The 23,148-nt window shown below is 39.1% G+C and carries 20 protein-coding genes; 6 read left to right on the top strand and 14 right to left on the bottom strand.

Features of this window, described 5'->3' with window-relative positions; genetic code table 11:
• Nucleotides 1–468: 468 nt before the first annotated feature.
• From Bra60_RS05985 to Bra60_RS05995, 3 genes are all read left to right on the top strand, one after another.
• A complete protein-coding gene (locus tag Bra60_RS05985; protein ID WP_194284813.1) occupies nt 469–2,004 on the top strand; it encodes a hypothetical protein in 1,536 nt (511 codons plus the stop codon).
• 42 nt (nt 2,005–2,046) lie between these two features.
• Complete coding sequence (gene fdxA, locus Bra60_RS05990) at nt 2,047–2,385, top strand: ferredoxin FdxA (RefSeq protein ID WP_078688915.1); 339 nt, start codon at nt 2,047–2,049, stop codon at nt 2,383–2,385.
• Nucleotides 2,386–2,635: 250 nt separating this feature from the next.
• The gene (locus tag Bra60_RS05995; RefSeq protein WP_078688916.1) at nt 2,636–3,211 is read left to right on the top strand and encodes a CarD family transcriptional regulator; all 576 of its coding nucleotides are present in this window, start codon (nt 2,636–2,638) and stop codon (nt 3,209–3,211) included.
• Nucleotides 3,212–3,756: 545 nt separating this feature from the next.
• On the opposite strand, the gene rpmF is transcribed toward Bra60_RS05995, so the two are convergent.
• Nucleotides 3,757–3,936 (bottom strand): 50S ribosomal protein L32, encoded by a 180-nt coding sequence (gene rpmF / locus Bra60_RS06000; protein WP_035006774.1) that lies wholly within the window; start codon nt 3,934–3,936, stop codon nt 3,757–3,759.
• Nucleotides 3,937–4,101: 165 nt separating this feature from the next.
• Nucleotides 4,102–4,770, bottom strand: a complete 669-nt coding sequence (gene mtgA, locus Bra60_RS06005) for a monofunctional biosynthetic peptidoglycan transglycosylase (protein ID WP_078688917.1) — start codon at nt 4,768–4,770, stop codon at nt 4,102–4,104.
• Nucleotides 4,771–4,888: 118 nt separating this feature from the next.
• On the opposite strand from mtgA, the gene Bra60_RS06010 reads away from it, so the two are divergent.
• Nucleotides 4,889–5,791, top strand: a complete 903-nt coding sequence (locus tag Bra60_RS06010; RefSeq protein ID WP_035006523.1) for a polyprenyl synthetase family protein — start codon at nt 4,889–4,891, stop codon at nt 5,789–5,791.
• A gap of 170 nt (nt 5,792–5,961) precedes the next feature.
• Here the strand turns inward: Bra60_RS06010 and ispG are convergent, their stop codons facing one another.
• On the bottom strand, nt 5,962–7,200 hold the full coding sequence (gene ispG / locus Bra60_RS06015; protein WP_078688918.1) for a flavodoxin-dependent (E)-4-hydroxy-3-methylbut-2-enyl-diphosphate synthase: 1,239 nt from the start codon (nt 7,198–7,200) through the stop codon (nt 5,962–5,964).
• 255 nt (nt 7,201–7,455) lie between these two features.
• Between ispG and Bra60_RS06020 the strand changes: the two genes are divergently transcribed.
• Nucleotides 7,456–7,743 carry a hypothetical protein gene (locus tag Bra60_RS06020; protein WP_035006520.1) on the top strand — a complete coding sequence of 96 codons (288 nt, stop codon included), beginning with the start codon at nt 7,456–7,458 and terminating at the stop codon, nt 7,741–7,743.
• Nucleotides 7,744–7,943: 200 nt separating this feature from the next.
• On the opposite strand, the gene Bra60_RS06025 is transcribed toward Bra60_RS06020, so the two are convergent.
• From Bra60_RS06025 to Bra60_RS06065, 9 genes are all read right to left on the bottom strand, one after another.
• Nucleotides 7,944–8,915: an HlyD family secretion protein gene (locus Bra60_RS06025; RefSeq protein ID WP_078688920.1), complete on the bottom strand. Its 972-nt coding sequence runs from the start codon at nt 8,913–8,915 to the stop codon at nt 7,944–7,946.
• Between the two features lie 23 nt (nt 8,916–8,938).
• Nucleotides 8,939–10,579, bottom strand: a complete 1,641-nt coding sequence (locus tag Bra60_RS06030; protein WP_078698151.1) for an MFS transporter — start codon at nt 10,577–10,579, stop codon at nt 8,939–8,941.
• 20 nt (nt 10,580–10,599) lie between these two features.
• Nucleotides 10,600–11,016 (bottom strand): ATP synthase F1 subunit epsilon, encoded by a 417-nt coding sequence (gene atpC, locus Bra60_RS06035; protein ID WP_035006769.1) that lies wholly within the window; start codon nt 11,014–11,016, stop codon nt 10,600–10,602.
• A gap of 47 nt (nt 11,017–11,063) precedes the next feature.
• On the bottom strand, nt 11,064–12,656 hold the full coding sequence (atpD, locus tag Bra60_RS06040) for a F0F1 ATP synthase subunit beta (protein WP_078688922.1): 1,593 nt from the start codon (nt 12,654–12,656) through the stop codon (nt 11,064–11,066).
• 19 nt (nt 12,657–12,675) lie between these two features.
• Nucleotides 12,676–13,587 (bottom strand): F0F1 ATP synthase subunit gamma, encoded by a 912-nt coding sequence (locus Bra60_RS06045; protein WP_078688923.1) that lies wholly within the window; start codon nt 13,585–13,587, stop codon nt 12,676–12,678.
• Nucleotides 13,588–13,607: 20 nt separating this feature from the next.
• Nucleotides 13,608–15,143 (bottom strand): F0F1 ATP synthase subunit alpha, encoded by a 1,536-nt coding sequence (atpA, locus tag Bra60_RS06050; protein ID WP_078688924.1) that lies wholly within the window; start codon nt 15,141–15,143, stop codon nt 13,608–13,610.
• Nucleotides 15,143–15,727 (bottom strand): ATP synthase F1 subunit delta, encoded by a 585-nt coding sequence (gene atpH, locus Bra60_RS06055; protein ID WP_078688925.1) that lies wholly within the window; start codon nt 15,725–15,727, stop codon nt 15,143–15,145. Before atpH ends, atpA begins: the two co-directional genes overlap by 1 nt.
• A 186-nt stretch (nt 15,728–15,913) precedes the next feature.
• Entirely contained in the window at nt 15,914–16,528 is a 615-nt protein-coding gene (locus Bra60_RS06060) for a hypothetical protein (RefSeq protein WP_236823980.1), read from the bottom strand.
• A 61-nt stretch (nt 16,529–16,589) separates the two neighbouring features.
• Nucleotides 16,590–18,818 (bottom strand): primosomal protein N', encoded by a 2,229-nt coding sequence (locus tag Bra60_RS06065; protein ID WP_078688926.1) that lies wholly within the window; start codon nt 18,816–18,818, stop codon nt 16,590–16,592.
• A 292-nt stretch (nt 18,819–19,110) separates the two neighbouring features.
• On the opposite strand from Bra60_RS06065, the gene fsa reads away from it, so the two are divergent.
• Nucleotides 19,111–19,764: a fructose-6-phosphate aldolase gene (fsa, locus tag Bra60_RS06070; protein ID WP_078698152.1), complete on the top strand. Its 654-nt coding sequence runs from the start codon at nt 19,111–19,113 to the stop codon at nt 19,762–19,764.
• Between the two features lie 165 nt (nt 19,765–19,929).
• Here fsa and Bra60_RS06075 read toward each other — a convergent pair whose 3' ends face one another.
• The gene (locus Bra60_RS06075) at nt 19,930–20,526 is read right to left on the bottom strand and encodes a hypothetical protein (RefSeq protein WP_078698153.1); all 597 of its coding nucleotides are present in this window, start codon (nt 20,524–20,526) and stop codon (nt 19,930–19,932) included.
• Nucleotides 20,513–23,137: a leucine--tRNA ligase gene (leuS, locus tag Bra60_RS06080; protein WP_078698154.1), complete on the bottom strand. Its 2,625-nt coding sequence runs from the start codon at nt 23,135–23,137 to the stop codon at nt 20,513–20,515. Before leuS ends, Bra60_RS06075 begins: the two co-directional genes overlap by 14 nt.
• Between the last annotated feature and the right edge of the window lie 11 nt (nt 23,138–23,148).

The following is a 23,148-nucleotide window of genomic DNA, read 5'->3' on the forward strand; positions in this document are numbered from 1 at the left end:
TGTTTTGACAACGACATCATTATTTGCTCTAATAAACTTTAAAGTTGTTTATTATTACGAATACTACTTTAACGTGTATTTTTACAATCGCAATTGTTTTTTTATTTTGACAACACAACTTATTTCTTCACGCATAGGTTTTTACACAGCAAATGCCTGCAAATGCTTGCTTTCACCACATAATTAAATGAAGAAAAAAAATTAAAAAGGATAAATAAAAGAGAAATTAGTGTCTTTTATCACTCACTTTAATTGTGAAATAAGAGAGAAATTTTAACATTATTGCCTATATTTACAACTAAAAGTTGTATAGTTGTCTTGATAAGACAATATCGAAAATTAAAATACCTACAAAAAGACAATAAGAACACATTGAAGCAAGCATAATAAACATGCTAAAATGCTAAAGAGAATGCAAAGTGGTCTTATTGAGAATAACCTTTTACCCCATAAACTTTGAGAAAGAAAATGATCATGGAGAGCGAAATTATTCAAAAGGATGATGTTCTTATTGAAAAAAGTGGAAGTGGTAGATTTGAGGGGTTTCGTTTTTATATCAATAAAGGCAATACAGATACAGATAAAGAAACTGATGAACAAAACAATATCAATAACGAAAGTTTAATTGCTGCCTTTACGAAACGTGCAACACGTTTTTGTGCTGCCGCTAATGGGGATTTTACACTCAGTTCCGATGGGATTATTCGCTGGATTGGTCAACCTGTCGGACAACTCATTGCAACAACAGATATTTTAAAGCCCAAAGTTCTTCTCTTAGCAGATGCACAACTAACAGGCGAACCTCGTGATCAAGTAATAGCGCGATTAGAGCGTTTTGTAATCTTTCATTTTGAAACAATTTTAAAACCGCTCTTAGATTTACGCAATGCTGATCATTTGACAGATTCAACAGCTAAACTTGCTTCACAACTTTTCGATTCTTTAGGCATTTTACCCCGTCGTAGTGTTGCCAAAATGGTTAAAAATCTTGACCAAGAAGCACGGGGAAATCTTCGACAGCTCGGCATTCGCTTCGGTGCTTTTAATATCTATGTTATGGGAATGCTCAAACCAGCACCGATCCAAGCACTCACACTGCTTTGGTGTCTCCAAAATAAAGACAGTGATCAAACAGGATTAAATGAAATATTAGCTGCTTTGAACAACGGACGAACTTCATTTGTTGCGGACCCAACATATAACCCCACATTTTATCGTTTAGCGGGTTATCAAGTTCTAGGCAAACGTGCCGTACGTATTGATATTCTAGAACGTCTTGCCAATCTTATTCGCCCTGCACTCCATTGGAAACCAGGATTAGAGCCAAAACCAGACGGCGCCTATGATGGTAAAAGTTTTTTTGTGACTCCAGCGATGATGTCTACTCTTGGAGCCAATGAGACTGATATGGAGGAAATTCTTAAAGGACTTGGTTATCGATCGAATCGTTACGATAATTCTGTGCTTACACAAAATCTCGCCCACCAAGATTTAGCGCATAATGGCTCAACAACAAGGACACTGTTTCCTGAAGCAGAATGTGTGGGTGATCTTTGGAAAACAATACAACACTCCAACACACCCCAAGCCGAAATAAAAACGGTTTCTTCTCTTGAACAGCACTCTTGTGCTACAGATTGTCTACCAAAAGCTGAACCCGTTGGTGATTTTGCCAAACACATACAAAATAAAGCAGAAAATAAAACTATTTTATTATGGCATTATCATTTTCAACAAACACAACATAATCGGAAGCGTAATAGCTCTCAACAAAAATGGCAAGAGAAGAGCCAAAAAACCTCCACCCCAGGAAGCAATACACCCTATAAAATTTCTCAAGAAAAACCTTTAAAAACTCAACATTCTTATAAATATAATAAAAAGAAAACGGCTTCCTTACACAATAAATCATCGCGAACACAAAATCATGATTCCAATTCACCTTTTGCAAAATTGGCTGTGCTGCGTGATCAACTTAAACGTGATAAAGACGCACGCTTATAAACCCTTTTTAAAGATCACTAAGACAGAAAATGGAGTTTGATCTTGACCTACGTTGTAACTGACAATTGTATTCAGTGCAAATATACTGATTGCGTTGAAGTTTGTCCTGTTGACTGTTTTTATGAAGGTGAAGACATGCTTGTTATTCACCCTGATGAATGCATCGATTGTGGTGTCTGCGAGCCAGAATGCCCAGCTGAAGCGATTAAACCAGATACTGAACCAGGACTCGAAAAATGGCTAGAACTCAATCTCCGTTATGCAAAGAAATGGCCTAATTTAATGACAAAAAAAGATCCACTTCCCCAAGCAAAAGAAATGGATGGTATTCCCAATAAACTAGAAAAATATTTTTCAGAAAATCCAGGAAATGGCGAATAATACCTCATCTTCTCAACAAAAGATCTTTCCAAAAGTTTAAACCGTTGTATGGGTATACAAAATTCTTAAGAGAAATGATTGATTCTTTTGAATTTTTATGTTAACAAAGTCTTAACATAACTGTTTTGCTAAGCATTTTTTTGGCCTTAAAGTACTTAGCTTCAACGCTCAACTCTAAAGATATTTAGCTTTAAAGCATTTAATCCGTTTGCCAATATTATTATTGGCCATAAAGGGAGTAAACTAAAATATGGCACCCCCGCGAAATACCTCTTTCAGTGCTGAAGATTTTTCAACTTCTGAGTATATCGTTTACCCTACCCATGGAGTAGGTCAAATTATAGCGATTGAAGAACAAGAAGTTGCAGGACATAAATTAAAACTTTTTGTAATCCACTTTGCTAAAGATAAAATGGATGTAAAAGTGCCCGTTGCAAAAGCTCTTTCTACTGGAATGCGCAAATTATCTACAGTTGATTCTATGAATCGTGCTTTTAAAATTCTTCAAGGAAAAGCACGCATTAAACGCACTATGTGGTCACGACGTGCTCAAGAATATGATACTAAAATTAATTCAGGAGATATTATTTCTATTGCTGAAGTTGTTCGCGATCTATTTCGTTCAGCTCTACAACCTGAGCAATCTTATTCAGAACGTCAACTCTACGCTATTGCTCTCGATCGTATGGCCCGTGAAATTGCTATTATCAATAATCTCACCGAAACAGAAGCAATAAACTTAATAGAAAAACACCTCGATAAAAAATCGAAATGCGATTTTAAAAATGAGATTGATGAAGGAAATAATGCTGTTTACGCTGCGTAATCTCCTGAAAAATTTTGCCTTATAACAAGATAAATTGGTAAAAAGTCAATTTTTAATTATTCCTTGATCTGCTTCTTAAGCTTTCATCCTTTGCAATTGCAAGCAGAAGGGTTTCTTTTAATATATCAACGTCGCATACACACTATAGTCTCTCTTTTTCTGAGAGACTATAGCTTTATAAAGTAGATTGTAAACACAATAAAAGCTTTTATGATAAAAACAATGAACTGTATAAACTATGAAAAAGCTTCCGGTTCATTTAATCCGGATTACAGAATTTGCGATCAACTTGATTATTGACATCTGATAGACAATTGATCTTGAGCAAACAAAACCGAACGCCTACAATCTTCTGTTTTCAAATCAATATGATGAGGACGGCGCAATTCGCTGGAACTTTTATTATATATAATCGCTACAAAAACAAAAAACTTCCCTTATCAAAAGAACAAGCAGTTAACTGCAAGGAATGCAGAAAAGCCTTTTGTCGACTAAACTCAGGGGACAACGGGAACAATAAACTTATGTGGTAACTGAGAGAAAGCTTATTCTTTAGCAGGCAAAACCGAACGCCCACGATACATACCTGTTTTCAAATCAATATGATGAGGACGACGCAACTCGCCAGAACTTTTATCCTCGATATAAGTTGGTGCTTTAAGGGCATCAGCCGAACGGCGCATACCGCGTTTAGACGGAGAAGTTTTTCGTTTAGGTACAGCCATAACAGGACACTCCACACTCATCAACACAGAAGCGCTAATGCTCAAAATGACAACTTCTGTCAACAATAAAATAAAATTCCGCTTCTTTATACATTGATTATAATCTTTTGACCAGACTTTTATATAATTTTTTTATTTTTCTTTTCTAACAATTCTCATTCTTCTTTAATGAAGACAGTGTGTATAAGCACGTGAAAAATGAATTCGTTTTTCAATAAGATGAGTTAAAGCTATAAAATTATCGATTGGTTGATATGGATTGCGCCAATAAGGATTAGGTAAGCTTGCCACAAGAGCAGCAGCCTGTTGCACAGTTAAATTTCGTGCAGACTTTTGAAAATAATAAAAAGCGGCAGCTTCTATTCCATAAATTCCTGGCCCCCATTCTGCAACATTCAAATAAATTTCTATAATTCGTTTTTTTGATAAAATAACATCAGCCATAACAGAATAAGGAATTTCTATAATCTTGCGGATATAAGATCTATTAGACCATAAGAAAAGATTTTTAATCACTTGCATATTGATTGTTGATCCTCCTCTCAAAGGTTTTGAATCTGTTTTTAAGATGTCGATCAACATAGCCCAATCAACGCCAGAATGATGACAAAATCGCCCATCTTCGGACATAATAACTCCAGATGGAACTGAAAATGCAATATCAGACAGCGCAACCCATTCACGCTTGTATTTTTTATCACTCACCCAATCACGAATCATTAAAGTAGAAATAGGGTGAACACAATCCAAACGATAAATGAACAACAAAATAATTGGACATAAAAATAAAAACACAAGAAAACTGATCAAATAACGCATTCGCCCCATCGCCATCTTTTTCTTTCTTTTTATTTTTTTACAAAATTTAAGAGTGTGAAAATAACCGTTTTATTCTTCATTCTTTTATCATAAAAAGAACCTTATCATTTTGCAAAGAAGAAAGGAAGAAATGATGCATGAATTCACGACTCTTCTTGCAAAACATGCGCAGAATGTTGAAAAGCGACTTGATATACTTCTTAGTCATAAAGCCCAAAATGATGAAATTACCCGGCCTGAAATTCTCATCAATGCCATGCGCCATGGTGTTTTGAACGGCGGCAAACGCTTACGTCCTTTCTTGGTGATTCAAAGTGCTGCTCTTTTTGATATCTCTCCTGAAGACTCTCTTGATATTGGTGTCGCATTGGAATGTATTCACTGTTATTCACTCATTCATGATGATCTTCCTGCTTTAGATAACGACACACTCCGACGTGGACAACCCACTGTTCACATAGCTTTTGATGAAGGCACTGCAATTTTAGCAGGGAATGCGCTTCTCACTTTTGCCTTTGAAATCATTGCCCATAAAGCCTGTTCTTTTTCTTCAAAAACGAGAATTGAACTGATTACAGCTCTTACACAGGCTGCAGGTCTCGGCGGTATGATCGGTGGACAAATGCTCGATTTAGAAGCTGAAAAAAAACCACAAAATGAAAGTGCAACGATCACTTTACAACAAATGAAAACAGCTGCTCTTATCCGTTTTGCTTGTCAAGCAGGTGCTATTATGGGTCGAGCCTCCAAAACATTAACGCATAAACTAGCCTCCTTTGGGACACATATTGGCTTAGCTTTTCAATTGACCGATGACCTTCTTGACCTTACTTCTCATACAAAAATTCTTGGAAAAACTGCAGGGAAAGATCAAATAGCCAACAAAGCAACACTCATCAATCTTTATAGCCTTGACGAAGTTAAAAAAAAACGAGATGAACTTATCACAAAAGCAGAAGAGTTTCTTCTTCCTTTTGGAGCAAAAGCAATCCCATTGAAACAAGCAGCACACTTTATTGCAACACGTAAAAATTAACACTTCCCATTTTTTGGGGATCATCAATAAAATAAAAGCAAGTAGAACGAAATAATTGTTTTGTATCACCCATACCAAAAATACACGTCAATATATTCTTCTAAAATTTCTTCAAATATCTCAGCAATTGAGAACAAAGCAGAGGGAACAATATACTCCTCTTCTATCCATTATGTCCCAAAACGGGTATGAATATACTCTTTTAAAATCGCTTCAAATTCTTCGGCAATATGAGGACCGCGCAAAGTCTTTACTTTTTTGCCATCAATAAAAACAGGAGCCGCTGGATTTTCTCCCACCCCAGGTAAGGAGATTCCAATATCGGCATGTTTTGATTCCCCTGGTCCATTAACAATACACCCCATAACAGCAACTTTTAAACCTTCAACACCAGGGTATTTATTCCGCCAAATTGGCATATTTTTGCATAAATCTGCTTCGATTTTTTGTGCTAACTGTTGAAAAACCGTCGACGTTGTCCGACCACATCCTGGACACGCAGCAACCACAGGAACAAACTGCCGAAATCCCATAACTTGCAAAAGTTCTTGACAGACCTTTACTTCTCGCGTTCGATCACCGCCTGGCTCAGGTGTTAATGAAATACGAATTGTATCACCAATTCCTTGTTGCAATAAAATTCCCAAAGCCACAGATGAAGCAACAATTCCTTTTGTCCCCATGCCCGCCTCTGTCAACCCGAGATGAAGAGCATAATTACACCGTTGTGCCAACATAGTATAAACAGCAATGAGATCTTGTACATCACTCATTTTAACAGAGAGAATAATATATTCCCGTCCTAAACCAGCTTCTTCCGCTAAAAGAGCTGAATGAAGTGCCGATTGAACGACAGCTTCCCGAATAACTTCAGTAACAGACAAAGGCTTTTCCTGCCGAGCATTTTCATCCATAAGCCGTGTTAATAACACATGATCCAGTGACCCCCAATTCACTCCAATCCGTATAGGTTTGCGATAATGGCATGCCATCTGGATAATTTGAAGAAATTGCTTATCCTTTTTTGCACCAAAACCAACATTGCCAGGATTAATGCGATATTTTGAAAGCGCTTCTGCACACGCAGGATAATCAGCCAAAAGCGTATGGCCAATATAATGAAAATCCCCTACCAATGGTACAAAAATACCCAACCGTTCCAACCGCTCTCGTATTTTAGGAACAGCCGCTGCTGCTTCATTCCGATCAACAGTTATTCGAACCAATTGAGATCCTGCACGCCAAAGAGCAGCAACTTGAGCAACCGTCGCATCAATATCAGCCGTATCCGTATTGGTCATAGACTGAATAACAATTGGATTCCCGCCCCCAATCATAATATCATCAACCGCAACCGCAACAGACCAATGACGCTCTAAAGGTTTAGATAAATAATGTGCTATATTCATCAGCTCTTCAAAACTTTCAAAACTTGAACTTATCTAGCCTTATGGTAATACGCACCATAGCACAATTCAAAAGAATGGATTCATGGGAAAATTCTTTCAAGAGTCTCTCTTTTTAAACATCAAAAACCAACGCTCAACAGAGATTCAGAAAGAAAATGCAACCTTTCAATGTTCAATCCGTTATATCAAATTCCACAGAAAATTCCCATCTTATATATTTGCTATAAGACATTAAAAATAAGAAGGAGTAAACCCATGTATATCTTTCAAAGCCCTTGCAGTAAAAATGATAAAATCAAAAAACGCATTGCGCAATTAAAAGAGGAGCTCACAACCATCAACCGTCAGTCCCTTCAAAACAATCGTTTCGATAGCATTTCCAAAATGCTGAAAAAATGGAAACAAAAAGGACACCACGCTCTTTACCACATAAACAACCATGCCGAAGAGCTCAAAAAGAAAGCAAAAGACAATCCTAAAACCACTCTCTTATTAACTGCTGGACTTGTTTTAACCAGCTATTGTTTAATGCGCAAAAACTAACCAACGCACTAAGTGCTCCTTTTTTAAGGATTCATTGAACAGTTTTTTCACCATTCATCCAAAATGGGCACTCTGTTCTCTTATCTTGCAAAGATAAGAATTTCGCACCATTCTTTAAAACCAAAATAACAATAAAAAAATAAACCCAACGCAATCCTCTAAACTGAAAATACACTTGAGGATAAAATAAAGAGAATATTTCAATCCTTAGAATGGTGGGATGCTGTATCAACATAGGTAATCACCGACATTCCAGGAATAAGTTTTTCTATTCCCTCTTGCCCTTGATCTATGGCAATACGAATAGAGATGCGTTGCGCAATTTTGATAAAATTACCATGTGCAGTCTCTGTTCCTAATAATGAAAATTCTGATCCTGTCGCAGGAGCAAAGCGTACCACACGGCCTGTTAATTTTTGATTCTTTAAAGCATCAGCATAAAAAACAACAGGCTGTCCAATACGCATATTAGAAATCTGTGTTTCCTTATAATGGGCAATAATCCAAATGTCATCAGAAACAACAGCCACCAACCGCATACCAGACTCTACATATTGCCCTACTTGTATGCCAACCGATCCAATATGTCCTACAGCAGGAGAAATAATTTTAGTGTGCGCTAAATTTAGCTCAGCGACTTCAACACCCGCTTTTGCTTCCGCAATATCCGATTGTAAACCTTGTCGTTCAAATTCCAATTTCTTGTGCAACTGGCTCTTTGTTTCAAATGTCGCGGCTAAATGTGAAGCAGCAGAAGATAATGGCAAAGTTCCTTGAGAACTTAAACCCTTAGAATGAGACAACTCGGTTATTAGCCTATCAATTTCCTTTTGCAACAATTGAATCTGTGACAAAACACTCGCAAGTTTTGCTTTTTTTGCCTCAAGAATTGCTTGCGCCTGTGCAAGCTGATATCGGAAAAGGGTATCATCCAGTTCAAATAAAACCATTCCCTTTTCAACTTTTTGATAATCTTGAATATAAACCCGTTTCACGATACCAGAAACTTGCGGACTTATCAGAGTAATATTCCCCTTAATCAAAGCATTATCGGTTTTTTGAAGGGTACTCACAAATGGCGGCAATTGCCAAGCCCATAAAATCAATACAATTCCCATTATACCGGACAGAAAGGCAACAATGGTTGATTTTGATCGCAAGATTTTGATCATTGCTTTTCACACATCCTTACTGATCACACTTTACTTTTTAACAACATCATAAAATTCTCATAAAAATATGATTTATAAAATATTTTGAGGAGAAAAATAATTAAAACAATCATTGTCATATAAAAATAAAGTCGAAAAACATCATCATAAGCCAAAACATTTGCTGTCAATTGCAACTGATCCGTTAGACTTGATATCGTTTTTTCACTCTTTAAGCTATGAGAAACTAAAGCACTGTAAGGAGAAGATAAGTGATTTATCTTCTCAAAGATAAGTGTGCCCGTCGTTGTAATTTCTTGTGTTAAATATTCAAAATGATGGCGTGCGAAAAAAAATTGCAAACTACTAAAAAGAGCTGCACTCATAAGCCCTCCTGTAACTTGTGCCAATAAAAAAATTGCAATAAAACTTAAAACATAATTGGGTCCTCGGGCACTCGCTTTAACAAAACCATTACATAAAGCAGGAGACAAAAAAAGAGCATAACCAAAACCAATCAAGCCCTGACTTATAATCATATCCACTGGACGGGTTAACTGGCTCACACGACTATCTAAATAAGAGCCCAGTGCTAAACAGCTCAAAGATAAAAGATAAAAATAATCCTCCCGACCCATTCGTAAAAAAAAGACACACACACCGCCCCCTAAAAGGGTACCAAAAGTAACCGCAAAATACATAGGGGCCATATCACGATTTAACAAACCAAAAAGATTAAAGAAATCCGCAGCTAAAGTTGATTGCTCTAATAAAAGAATTCGAAACACCAACAAAACCAAAACAACTTGGATCATTTCTTTGCTAAAAAGCCACCGTAAATCAATCAACGGAGTTTCTCTATTCAGTTCAATTATAATAGCAATCGTCAAAGAGAAAATGGCAAGTGCAAGCCCACAACCAATCCATAGCGTTTCAGTCCACCAATACCATTTGCCAATAGACATTACGATAGCATTTAAACCAAGTCCAAGGGCAATCAAACTATAACTTACCCAGTCTAATTTCTTAATGACCTTGTTGCAAACAACTGGTGTAAGTGGGAGAGAAAAAATACATCCTAAACCGATCAAAACAAGTCCCATCTCCATTGCTGAAAGACTAGAAAATCCGCCATTTTCAAGAAGACTTGGTGAAATCAAACGAGCTAAAGGAACTGCTAAAGCCGCATTCATATAATTTAAACTGATACCGATAGTGTATTTTTTTTCCGGTGCAAAAGCCTCCATCATATAGAGAAAGGCTAACGAGGCCATTGGTGCAGCAGCAATACCAGCGAAAAAACGAATAATCAAAGCTGAACGTAAATCCGTAACAAACAAATGCAAAATACACACCACAACAAATCCAAGAATCGATAATTCAGCAAAATTCCTTAAGCCGAATTGATAACGAATCTTAATCAACATAATTGCAATACTGACATGCGGTGCCATATAAGCACTAACCAACCATGTCGTTTCAATAAGTGTTGTGTTGAAATCTCCTGTGAGCTCGATAATATTGGATTGAACCATATTGGCCCCTAAGCCATAAGCCCATTGTAAAATAAAAGAAGCAAAAATATAAGTGAAGCATTTTGGCAAAGGTCCTGCAAAAATAATACCTGGATGAGTGAAAGACCCAAGTTCTGCGGCAGATCCCCCACTGTTCCCCTCGTTACTCATCTTTCTATTCTCGCATTTCATTATGCCAGTACTGAAGCACCATCCATAGAAATTAATTTCTGAAAAACCTCTACCACTTTATGATGAGTTCCACCACTCGCGTTTTCTTCCACCATGACTCGAACTTCTGCCATGCGTTGTTCAAGATCCTGAAGAGATAAGTGATTAACGGCAACAGCGGTTTCAGCTAAGAGAGAGCACCCCGAAGATGTAATATCTGCAACCCCTCCTAAAAGAGCAAATATTTTTTCTTCTGAGGAAGACATAACCCTAATAACACCTGGAACGAGACTCACCACTAAAGGAGCATGATTAGCCATAATCGTTAAATATCCCGATACTGAAGGCAGAACAACAGACATCACTTTCTCTGAAAAGATAAGTTTTTCAGGTGATACAAGCTCAAACAAGAAAGATTCTGTTCTTTTATTTTCCACGGGAACCCCTTGTTTTTCTAGGACAAACATTCATCACAGAGCACCTTTTATGAAGAAGCTTCTTCAATCAAACGTTTTCCTTTTTCAATTGCTTCATCAATCGAACCAACCATGTAAAAAGCTGCTTCTGGTAAATCATCATAATCACCAGCACACAATCCTTTAAATCCTTCGATAGTCTCTTCTAAAGAAACCAACTTTCCAGGAGCCCCAGTAAAAGCTTCCGCTACATGGAAAGGCTGCGAAAGGAAACGCTCAATTTTACGCGCCCGCGCAACCAACAATTTATCTTCTTCAGACAATTCATCCATACCAAGGATAGCGATAATATCTTGCAAAGATTTATAACGCTGCAAAATAGTCTGGACCTGACAAGCAACAGTATAATGCTCTTCACCCACGATCAATGGATCCAGCATTCGCGAAAAAGAATCGAGTGGATCAACTGCTGGATAAATCCCCTTCTCTGCAATTGAACGGGAAAGAACCGTTGTGGCATCTAAATGCGCAAAAGACGTAGCAGGCGCTGGATCAGTTAAATCATCAGCGGGAACGTAGATAGCTTGAACAGACGTGATAGACCCCGTTTTGGTACTTGTAATACGCTCTTGCAAAGCTCCCATATCCGTTGCCAAGGTTGGTTGATACCCCACAGCAGAAGGAATACGTCCCAACAGAGCTGAAACTTCAGCGCCAGCTTGTGTAAAACGGAAAATATTATCCACAAAGAAAAGCACATCTTGCCCTTCATCACGAAAATTCTCTGCAATTGTCAAGCCTGAAAGTGCTACACGTGCACGTGCCCCTGGTGGCTCATTCATCTGTCCATAAACAAGAGCACATTTTGAACCCACAGTGGACCCATTTTCTCTTGGGTCAACGTTCACACGACTCTCAATCATTTCATAATAGAGATCATTCCCTTCACGTGTACGCTCTCCTACACCGGCGAACACTGAATAACCCCCGTGTGCTTTTGCGATATTGTTGATGAGTTCCATAATTAAAACAGTCTTACCAACACCAGCTCCCCCAAACAAACCAACCTTTCCCCCCTTCGAATAAGGAGCAAGCAAATCAATCACTTTAATTCCAGTAACAAGAATTTCTGACTCGGTTGATTGTTCCACATATTGAGGCGCTTCTTGGTGAATTGAGCGTTTTTTAGTCGCCATAATAAGTCCAGCGTCATCAACAGGTTCCCCAATCACATTCATAATACGACCAAGAGTTGCCTCTCCAACAGGCACACAAATTTGCGCTCCCGTATCATAAACCTTTTGACCACGAACAAGGCCCTCTGTTGTATCCATCGCAATGGTGCGAACTGTATTTTCACCCAAATGTTGAGCAACCTCTAGAACAAGCTTATTGCCCAAATTTTCTGTTTCTAACGCATTAAGAATATGAGGTAATTCTCCTTCAAAATGCACATCAACAACAGCGCCTATCACTTGCCTAATTTCACCAATAGATCCCTTGTGATAAACAGTCTTAGAATCAACACGCGCAAGACTAGAAGAGTCCTTGGTCTTTTTTGCCGATTTTGCTGAGGAAGTCTTTTTTACGCCTGAACGAGCAACTGATTTTTTTTCTTCACCCTTTGCTGTTCTTTTTTTTGACGTTGTTGCTTTCATCATTAATCTTTACCTTCTCACTTTAAAGCGCTTCAGCGCCCGCAATAATTTCAATCAATTCGGTCGTAATCTGCGCCTGACGCTGACGATTATACGTTACCGTCAATTTATTAATCATTTCACCGGCATTCCGTGATGCATTATCCATAGCGCTCATTTTTGCGCCCATTTCACCCGCGACATTTTCAAGCAAAGCACGGAAGATTTGTACAGAGAGATTACGTGCGACAAGCGCATCCACCAGAGAAACTGCATCCGGTTCATAATCATAAACAGCTGCTTGAACACTCCCACCTTTTTTTTCTTTTTTAACACCACCACCCTCATCAGAAAATTCCTTTTGAGCAACGACTGGAATCAAATTGACGGCCTTTGGAGACTGGTTAATAACCGACACAAATTCAGAATAAAAAAGTGTACAAACATCAAACACCTCTTCATTGAAAAGGTCAATAATACGTTGACTTACTTTAACCGCCTCTGCAAAACTGATCTGTTTCACAGAGCGCAAATCAATATGATCAATCATCAGAGCTTTAAAATCACGAAGTAAAATATCCGCTCCCTTTTTTCCAACAGTTAAAATTTTAACTATCTTACCGAGAGAAAGAAGGCTATTAATGTGTTCACGCGCACGACGAACAATTTGCGTATTAAAAGCCCCACACAAACCACGCTCAGCCGTACATACAACCAAGAGATGCTTATCGTCTCGACCCGTACCACGCATCAAAGCTGGGGAATCCACTGGATCAAGATCAGCAGACACATGCGCTAAAAGAGCAGCCATATGCTGAGCATAAGGCCGTGCAGATTCAGCCGCTTCTTGCGCACGGTGCAACTTTGCTGCTGCAACCATTTGCATAGCTTTGGTAATTTTCTGCGTTGCCTTAACCGAGGCAATACGGTCTCTAAGATCCTTTAGCGACGCCATTCAAGCATTCCACCAATCAATTAAGAAAAATTCTTTGCATAATAATCAAGAACAACAACCATCTGTCTTTTAATTTCATCCGTTATTTGTTTCTGTTCAGCAATCGCCTCTAAGAGCTCCACATGATTATTGCGGAGTAGTGTTAAAAGCCCTTGTTCAAATCGCCCAACATCAGAAACAGCTAATGAATCAAGATAACCATTCACACCAGCAAAAATAACAACAACTTGTTCTTCTACTTTAAGTGGTGAAAATTGTAACTGTTTTAAAAGCTCAGTCAAACGTGCACCACGATTTAAAAGATGCTGCGTTGACGCATCTAAATCTGAACCAAATTGCGCAAAAGCGGCCATTTCCCGATATTGCGCTAATTCACCCTTGATAGAACCAGCAACCTGCTTCATTGCCTTAATTTGAGCAGCAGAACCAACACGTGAAACAGAAAGACCAACATTCACTGCAGGACGAATCCCTTGATAGAATAAATTTGTCTCTAGAAAAATCTGACCATCAGTGATCGAAATCACGTTGGTTGGAATATAAGCAGAAACATCATTGGCTTGTGTTTCAATTACTGGCAGTGCCGTTAAAGATCCAGAACCATAATCAGCATTAAGCTTTGCAGCTCGCTCCAAAAGACGAGAATGCAGATAAAAAACATCTCCTGGATAAGCTTCACGACCAGGAGGACGGCGTAACAAAAGAGACATTTGACGATAAGCAACAGCCTGTTTAGAAAGATCATCATAACCGATCAACGCATGTTGACCATTATCACGAAAATATTCTCCCATAGCACAACCAGCGAGAGGAGCAATAAATTGCATCGGAGCAGGATCAGAAGCTGTCGCTGCAACAATAATTGAATAGTCAAGAGCTCCGCGTTCTTCTAAAACTTTAACAAACTGTGCAACCGTTGAACGTTTTTGACCGATTGCCACATAAATACAATATACTCTGTCTTGATCTTCCTCAGTATCATTGTCATGAAAATGCTTCTGATTTAAAAATGTATCGAGCAAAATCGCTGTTTTTCCTGTTTGACGATCACCAATCACCAATTCACGCTGCCCACGTCCAATGGGAATTAAGGCATCAATAACCTTTAATCCAGTTGACATTGGCTCATGCACAGACTGACGTGGAATAATACCAGGAGCCTTAACATCAACACGACGACGCTCCTTCGCTTTAATAGGACCTTTTCCATCAATGGGATTACCGAGTGCATCGACAACACGACCAAGCAAAGCAGGCCCTACAGGAACATCCACAATAGCCCCGAGCCGCTTAACGGTATCGCCCTCATGAATATCACGATCTGATCCAAAAATCACAATCCCAACATTATCCGTTTCCAAATTCAGCGCCATCCCCTGCACACCATTGGAAAAAGCAACCATTTCACCTGCCTGGACATTATCCAAACCATAAACGCGAGCAATTCCATCACCCACAGATAAAACCCAACCAACTTCTGAAACTTCAGCTTTTTGGTCAAAGCTTTTGATTTGTTTTTTTAGGATTTTTGAAATTTCAGACGGTCTAATATCCATCAGCTGACCTCTTTTTTCAATGCAAGCTTAAGTGAAGATAATTTTGTTATAAGGGACGCATCAATCTGACATGACCCTAAACGAATGATAAACCCACCAAGAATTGTTGGATCACTGGAAAATTGTAATACAATTTTTCCTTTCACAACATTCTCCAATGCCGTGCGCAACATTTCTTTCTGATCAGCATTTAATGGATATGCAGAAACAACTTGCGCAAAAAACTCTCTCCGGAAAAGAACAATATGACGCTGAAAAGCACGTAAAATACTAGAGAGTGCAAAAAGCCTACGATTAGCTGCGATAACCCCTAAAAAATTGCGAAAAATACGACCTGCCTCTTCATGCGCAAATTCTATAGTTTCACAAAGGACATTTAACGCTTCCTTTTGTTCTTTTTCTGAAAAAAACGGACTGTGCACAAAGTATTTTAAATCCTCATTTTGCTCTAAAATGTTCAATAAAGACGCCACTTCCTTTTCCACATGTTCGACACATCCTGCTTCTTGAACCAAATCAAAAAAAGCTCTTGCATAACGCTGGCTCACGAGCGGCAATGGGACAAGAGAAACTGAATCTAACACGAAATACCGCCTCTTTTCCTTAAGGGATTCTCTGATATTGATCAGAAAAAATGGACCACATATTTCAAATTCTAAAAATCTTTTTTCTTGAAACTCAGAACAAAAAATTTTCCAATCTCTAGCATAGACATAATTGACTCGCAACACCACAAAGTAGTGCTTTTTGAAAATTTTTCGTTAAAATAATTAAAATAGCTTTTCAGTTGGTGGATGAGGAACACAATTTTTTTTGAGTCCATTTTTAATCTTGGCTGAGACCTGATTTAAGTTTCTCATATCTCCTTCATGAAAGGTGTCGAACACTGAAGAGGAAATTTCTTGTCCAACTTTGGATAATAAAATATCGATTTTAAAACTTTCATCCATCAAAAGAGCTTTCACAACATCTCCTGAAAGATCCAATATACGTGCCTTTTCCATCAATTTACGATGATTTTTTAAATGCTGCAAAATTTGTGCTGTCAAAGGTCCGACAACAGCCTTATGATCAATATTCAATAATTTATTAAAGGCCATAATATCTTGCAAAATTATATCATCATAAAAAACCGCGTAGGCGTAAACCAACTGGCGAGCATTTACAACTGGAAAACCACAAAGGGACTGCATTGTTTTTTGTGGAGAAGCAATGATTGGCTGAAAAACTTTTTCCACTTCTCTTATTAAGCGATAAGTAAAAACAAAAACAGTCGCATCAGCACTTTTCATTTCCTTTTTTTCATTATTTTTAATGACATCAGAAACCGATGCGTGCGCTCCTGTCCCAATAAACCAACTCAAAATAAAAAGGATAAATCCCATCTTTTTCAAAACAACTCCCCCTTTAAAACAGTCTTTTAACAAACAAATATCCCTAAACTTTTCAGAGAAAACTTTGCGGATCAATATCAATCTGAACCCGAACCGAACTAGGCTTTTTTGGTGCACGAGATAGAACAACACGAATAAACCCTTGTAAATCAAAAGAGCGCTGCCCATGAAATAATAGGCGAAAACGATAACGCCCCCGCACAAGTGCCAACTGTGCTTCTGCAGGCCCCATTACCGATACACCTTTCATCGATGGTGCAACCTGGCGCAATGCACGGGCATAATTTTCCGCCACTTGGCGTTTTTCCGAAGAAATAATCAAAGCTGCAAGTCGTCCATAAGGAGGCAAAACATCATGTTGGCGTATTGCAATCTCACGCTTATAAAAATCCTCACGCTGTTGTGAAAGCAAAGCTTTTATAACCGGATGATCTGGTTGATATGTTTGCAACAATCCTAGACTTTCTAATCCCATACGCCCTGCACGCCCTGTAACCTGAGACAAAAGTTGAAAGGTACGTTCACTTGCACGTAAATCACCATTGGCAAGCCCTAAATCAGCATCAATCACCCCAACCAAAGACAATCCGGGAAAATGATGCCCCTTAGCAACTAACTGTGTTCCAATAATAATATCCACATCCCCCTTTGCAATTGCTTCTAATTCTCGCCGCAATTGACTGATTCTTCCTTTTAAGTCAGTAGATAAAATAAGCAACCGTGCCTGTGGAAAAAGCCTCTGTGTTTCCTCGGCAATTCTTTCCACCCCTGGCCCACAAGCCACTAAATGATCCAATGTCCCACATTCTGGACACGCTTCTGGAAGAGGTTCATAATAACCACAATGATGACATTTAAGCTGTCCTCGCAAACGATGCTCAACCAACCAACTTGAACAATCCGTACAATGGAAACGATGTCCACACATTCGACAAAGTGTTAAAGGCGCATATCCACGCCGATTGAGAAACAAAAGCGCCTGCTCACCCTTTTCCAAAGTTTTTCTTAAAGCTCGTTCAAGAACAGAAGAAATAAAGCGTCCTTTTTCTACACCCCCTTTACGCATATCAATGACTTGCAAATCCGGCAGTGCTACTGCTTGAAACCGTGAAGGCAAATGCACCCGCTGATAACGCCCCCATAAAACATTCACTTGACTTTCAATGGAAGGAGTCGCTGATGATAAAATAACAGGACAACGCTCAAAAGATCCGCGCGCCACAGCCATATCCCGCGCATGATAAAAAATACGCTCTTCTTGTTTATAAGCACCATCATGCTCTTCATCAACAACGATTAATCCAAGATCCAGAAAGGGTAAAAAAAGCGCTGAACGCGCTCCTGCAACAACCCGCACCTTTCCTTCTAAAACTTGCCGCCACACACGTTCACGACGACGTGGGGTTAAATCAGAATGCCATTCAGCTGCTGAAGCTCCAAAACGCGCACGAAAACGGTCTAAAAATTGTTGTGTTAAAGCAATTTCTGGCAGTAAAATCAAAACCTGTTTGTTGTCCCTTAACGCTTGAGCTACCGCTTCAAAATAGACTTCTGTTTTTCCAGATCCCGTAACTCCATCAAGCAAAAAAACCTGAAATTGAGAAAACAAAACACCTTCTCGCAACACATTCGCTGCCGCTTTCTGTGCTCCTTCTAAAACAGGTGGACAAAAATCAGGATCAGGGAGAGCAACCACTGCTTGTGCAGGCACCATAACTTCTTCAAAAACCCCAAGTGATTTTAAAAGATCTACCACGGAAAGCGCAGTTTTGGCCGCATGAGCAAGATCAGAACGATTCCAAATCATTCCATCACGCGCCAAGTCTAAAACGCGCGATCGTGCTGGTGTTAATCGTGCCACGTTCCCTCCACAATAACGCAGTCCCACCATCTTTTCTTCTGGATCTAAAGCTGTCGGTACACGTAAAACTAACCCCGCGATAAGACCGAAAGGCGTCATGGTATACTGACTAACAAAACGCAAAAACGCGATCATCTCAGCTTTTAATGGCGGACAATCAAAAACGTGCGTCACAAAGCGCAATTTATCACGCGCTACAGAAACAGCGGTTATGTTCTTTAAATGATCCTTTTGTTCTTCTTCAAAGATCGACTCACCAACAGCAACCACAAAACCACAAATCTCGCGTCCTGCAACAGGAACACGCACAAAAGAACCAACTTTGACCTCTATATGCGGTTCTACCCCATAGCTATAAGCCTGAAAAACTGGGATCGGCACCACAACCGAAACAATTTTCATTTCTGTCACAATGGACATCACCTTTTCATCAATAGTACTTTGGTTTTATTGTTGCATTTTTCTATTCTTGTACTACCCTATTTTTTCCCTGGTCTGTGCTTTATATAACCAATCCAATAACTATCCCAGAATGAAACAATAAGATAAGAGACTTTTTTCATCGATTTTCTTTCGTCTCAAGACGTTTTGTACCACTTCTCTATCCATCAACCAAATCCTTGCTTTTTCTATAAAGAATGACGCATAACATAGACAAAAAGAACCGATGGAAGTGTTAAAAACAAACTTTTAAAAACCAAGGAGATGTGAAATGAAATTTTTTGTGGATAGTGCTCACAGAGAAGATATCCAAGAATTACAAAATTTAGGATTAGTCGATGGTGTCACAACCAACCCTTCTCTCATTCTCAAATCTGGACGGAATATTCTGGAAACCATCAAAGAGATTTGCGCTCTTGTCAGCGGACCAGTCTCTGCTGAAGTTGTTGCAACTGACTTCGATAATATGATGGAAGAGGCGGCTGTTTTAGCAAAGATTGCCAACAATATTTGCATCAAACTTCCCTTAACACTTGATGGATTAAAAGCTTGTAAAGCCCTCACTGAAAAAGGATTAAAAACAAACCTTACCCTTTGTTTTTCGGCCAATCAAGCTTTGTTAGCTGCAAAAGCAGGTGCAACATTTATTTCACCCTTTATCGGAAGAATCGATGACTGTGGATATAATGGTATTGAACTGCTCCATGAAATTCGTACTCTTTATGACCAATATAATTTCAACACTCAAATTTTGGCTGCTTCTATCCGCTCTGTCAATCACGTTAAAGAAGCAGCATTAAGTGGCGCAGATGTTGCAACTGTTCCACCAGCAATCCTAAAAAATCTGATTAAACATCCTCTAACCGACCAGGGCTTACAAACATTTGCGGCGGACTGGGCAAAAACGGGACAAAGCATCGCTTAAAAAGCATTTAAAACCCTACAAATATTATGATTCTTCTTCAAACATCTCAACTGGGATGTTGAAACAAGCAAAAATATAAATTGAAGGGATGAGAATAAGATTTTTTTGGCTATACCGTGTCCGAAACTTCTTCATATCCTTTTAATTGTGAAAGAATTTGAGCTTTTACAAAGAAGAATTTTTTGCGAGATCTTTTGCAAGCAACATAAAAATGCGTTCAGCTAATTCTTCAGCAACGCGTTTTTGCGCATTTTTTTCAGCTTGCACCGTTGCATATTCTTGACGAAGTTGATCAAAAGAAGCCCTTATTGTTCCTGCCCCTTTCGCAATAAGTTCATTGTTCATAGTCTTTAAAAGATAAGAAGCTCTACTCACAATTGTCCCAACAGAAGGGTGTCCCCTTCCATCCCCTTCCTGGTCATTATCTATATCTATCTCGAAAGATGTTCGTGTAAAAACCGATGTTTGCAATGATAATTGATAAAGAGGTACAGAAGGCTTTCCTCCATGCCCATAGAGAAGAAACAATAAATGATTACGAACCATTTGACTGAAATGATCAGAGGGTTCTTCAATCACAATGGCTGCAAATTTCTCAGAAAGTCCTGTAGAAATCTTTTCTGATGTCCCACCATGCAAAAGAGAAATTGCGGATGTCGATCCCTGTGAAACCTGACGATAAAGTGGTTCAACGGTACATCCACTAAGAAAAGCAAACAAACAAGAAAAAACAGCAACACTCAATCCATTAAATAATGACATTAACAATCCTTTTTGGAACAATAATCATTTTCTTAATAGATTTGCCAGCTAAGTGTGCTTGGACAAAGTCAAGAGCACAAACCGCTTCTTCAATTGCCGCATTATCAGCCACTGCAGCAAGAGTGACAGTCCCTCGTTTTTTGCCATTAATTTGCACTGGTAAAGTAATATATTCCTCAACCGTTAATGCAGAATCATAAGCAGGCCAAGCGCACTGTGACATCAGTGTATTCCCACCCAAAGCAGCATGACATTCTTCTGCTAAATGAGGCATCATAGGAGCGATCATTGCAATAAAAAAATCCATTGCTTGACGTAGTGCAGACTTCATCTCATCTTCAGCATTTTCTATATTATTTAAAGAGGAAGCAATCACATTCAATAATTCATAAAGGCGTGCGACAGCTCGATTAAAAGCGAGTTTTTCTAAATCATCTTCTACAGCACAAAGTGTGCGATGGGCTGCTTTGGAAAGCTCCAAAGCAGCTCCTTGCTGTCCTGCACATGACTTTGCTTCCTTTAAAACTGGAGCACTTAAAGCCACTAAACGCCAAACACGCTGCACAAAACGGTGCGCCCCTTCAATTCCAGATTCCGACCAAATGACATCACGCTCAGGAGGAGAATCCGATAACATAAACCAGCGTACAGTATCCGCCCCATAGGAAGCGATAATGTCATCAGGATCAACGACATTCTTTTTTGATTTGGACATTTTTTCAATTGAACCAATCCTTACTTCACTTTGATCGGTCAACTTATAGGCATGACGTTTTCCATCCTTTTCAACAATTGCGACATCCGCTGGCGAAACCCATCCTTTCTCATCTTGATAGGTTTCATGAACAACCATACCCTGCGTAAACAAGCCTTTGAAAGGCTCATCTACCGAAACATAGCCTATCATCTTCATTGCACGTGTGAAAAAACGTGCATATAAAAGATGCAAAATCGCATGTTCAATCCCACCAATATATTGCTGAACAGGTAACCATTGTGCTGCTATTTTCTGGTCTATTGGTTCTTGGGCATGGGGTGTTGTAAAGCGTGCATAATACCAAGAAGAATCAACAAAAGTATCCATTGTATCGGTTTCACGTTTTGCCAACTGACCACAAGAAGGACAAACCACCCTTTGCCATTCATCATGGCGCGCAAGTGGATTACCGGGCTGATCAAAAGTGACATCATCGGGTAACACAACGGGCAAATCATCACGTGGGACAGGCACGACACCACAATCCGTACAATGGATTATAGGAATCGGACAGCCCCAATAACGCTGACGCGAAATTCCCCAATCCCGTAATCGAAATTGCACTGTTTTTTGTGCTTGAGGCTGATCCTTGAGCAACTGTTTCTCAAGCCGTTCAGCAACCATTTGAAAAGCTTCTTGCGGTGTCAAACTATCTAAAAAACCTGAATTCATCATCACGCCGTCGCCCATATAAGCTGTTTCAGCAATGACAAACTGCTTAGCGTCACTTTCTTTTGGTACAATTACTGGACGCACAGCAAGATTATATTTTCGAGCAAAATCCAAATCTCTCTGATCATGAGCAGGGCAGCCAAAAATAGCTCCGGTTCCATAATTCATAAGAACAAAATTAGCGATATAAACAGGAAGACGCACCGTCGGATCAAAAGGATGAAGAGCAAAAAGTGGTGTACGAAATCCTTGTTTTTCCACTGTCTCAAATGCCGCTTCTGTGGTACCATGACACTGACAATCTTTAATAAAAGTATCAAGTGTCTTATCTTTTTGCGCTAAAGCTTTTGCAATTGGATGATCAACAGAAAGTGCTAAAAAAGAAGCACCAAAAAGAGTCTCAGGACGTGTTGAATAACAAACAATCTCATCAAATGCATCACAGACATCATCCACTATATTGGTTTTATGCAAAGCCCAACGAATCAGAAGCCCCTGTGATTTGCCAATCCAATTTTTTTGCATAATGCGTACTTTTTCTGGCCACTGATCAAGCGTTTCAAGTCCCGCCAATAAATCATCACTAAAATCACTGATTTTGAAAAACCACTGGGTTAATTCGCGTTGTTCAACCAATGCACCAGAACGCCAACCACGACCATCAACAACCTGTTCATTCGCTAAAACTGTTTGATCAACGGGATCCCAATTAACTTTAGCCACCTGCCGTGCAATAAGCCCCTTCTGATAGAAATCCAGAAATAGCATTTGTTGACGATGATAATAGTCGACATCACATGTAGCAAATTCACGGGACCAATCCAAAGAAAAACCCAGTTGCTGCAACTGCTTTCGCATGACCTTGATATTGTCATAGGTCCATACTTTAGGATGGACTTTATTTTGCATGGCAGCATTTTCAGCAGGCATTCCAAAAGCATCCCATCCCATTGGATGTAGCACATGAAATCCCTTTGCCCGCTTATATCGGGCAACAACATCGCCCATAGTATAATTGCGCACATGCCCCATATGAATACGTCCAGAAGGATAAGGGAACATCTCTAAAACATAATATTTTTCATGCTCACCATTATCAGCGACTTGAAAAATTTTCTTTTCATCCCAAATCGCTTGCCATTTTTTTTCCTGTGCACGTGGATTATAGCGTTCGCTTATCATTCCCGTTATAC

Origin of the sequence: Bartonella sp. Raccoon60 (assembly GCF_002022585.1) — a bacterium.
GTDB lineage: Bacteria > Pseudomonadota > Alphaproteobacteria > Rhizobiales > Rhizobiaceae > Bartonella > Bartonella rochalimae.

Excerpts from the sequence above, each read along its gene's own strand:
- Bra60_RS06020 (WP_035006520.1), top strand. The coding sequence starts at position 7,456 with ATGTATATCTTTCAAAGCCCTTGCAGTAAAAATGATAAAATCAAAAAA.
- Bra60_RS06045 (WP_078688923.1), bottom strand. The coding sequence starts at position 13,587 with ATGGCGTCGCTAAAGGATCTTAGAGACCGTATTGCCTCGGTTAAGGCA.
- Bra60_RS05985 (WP_194284813.1), top strand. The coding sequence starts at position 469 with ATGATCATGGAGAGCGAAATTATTCAAAAGGATGATGTTCTTATTGAA.
- rpmF (WP_035006774.1), bottom strand. The coding sequence starts at position 3,936 with ATGGCTGTACCTAAACGAAAAACTTCTCCGTCTAAACGCGGTATGCGC.
- leuS (WP_078698154.1), bottom strand. The coding sequence starts at position 23,137 with ATGATAAGCGAACGCTATAATCCACGTGCACAGGAAAAAAAATGGCAA.
- mtgA (WP_078688917.1), bottom strand. The coding sequence starts at position 4,770 with ATGGCGATGGGGCGAATGCGTTATTTGATCAGTTTTCTTGTGTTTTTA.
- atpA (WP_078688924.1), bottom strand. The coding sequence starts at position 15,143 with ATGGATATTAGACCGTCTGAAATTTCAAAAATCCTAAAAAAACAAATC.
- Bra60_RS06010 (WP_035006523.1), top strand. The coding sequence starts at position 4,889 with ATGCATGAATTCACGACTCTTCTTGCAAAACATGCGCAGAATGTTGAA.
- Bra60_RS06025 (WP_078688920.1), bottom strand. The coding sequence starts at position 8,915 with ATGATCAAAATCTTGCGATCAAAATCAACCATTGTTGCCTTTCTGTCC.
- Bra60_RS06065 (WP_078688926.1), bottom strand. The coding sequence starts at position 18,818 with ATGTCCATTGTGACAGAAATGAAAATTGTTTCGGTTGTGGTGCCGATC.
- atpD (WP_078688922.1), bottom strand. The coding sequence starts at position 12,656 with ATGATGAAAGCAACAACGTCAAAAAAAAGAACAGCAAAGGGTGAAGAA.
- Bra60_RS06075 (WP_078698153.1), bottom strand. The coding sequence starts at position 20,526 with ATGTCATTATTTAATGGATTGAGTGTTGCTGTTTTTTCTTGTTTGTTT.
- Bra60_RS06060 (WP_236823980.1), bottom strand. The coding sequence starts at position 16,528 with ATGGGATTTATCCTTTTTATTTTGAGTTGGTTTATTGGGACAGGAGCG.
- Bra60_RS06030 (WP_078698151.1), bottom strand. The coding sequence starts at position 10,579 with ATGAGTAACGAGGGGAACAGTGGGGGATCTGCCGCAGAACTTGGGTCT.
- fsa (WP_078698152.1), top strand. The coding sequence starts at position 19,111 with ATGAAATTTTTTGTGGATAGTGCTCACAGAGAAGATATCCAAGAATTA.
- Bra60_RS05995 (WP_078688916.1), top strand. The coding sequence starts at position 2,636 with ATGGCACCCCCGCGAAATACCTCTTTCAGTGCTGAAGATTTTTCAACT.
- ispG (WP_078688918.1), bottom strand. The coding sequence starts at position 7,200 with ATGAATATAGCACATTATTTATCTAAACCTTTAGAGCGTCATTGGTCT.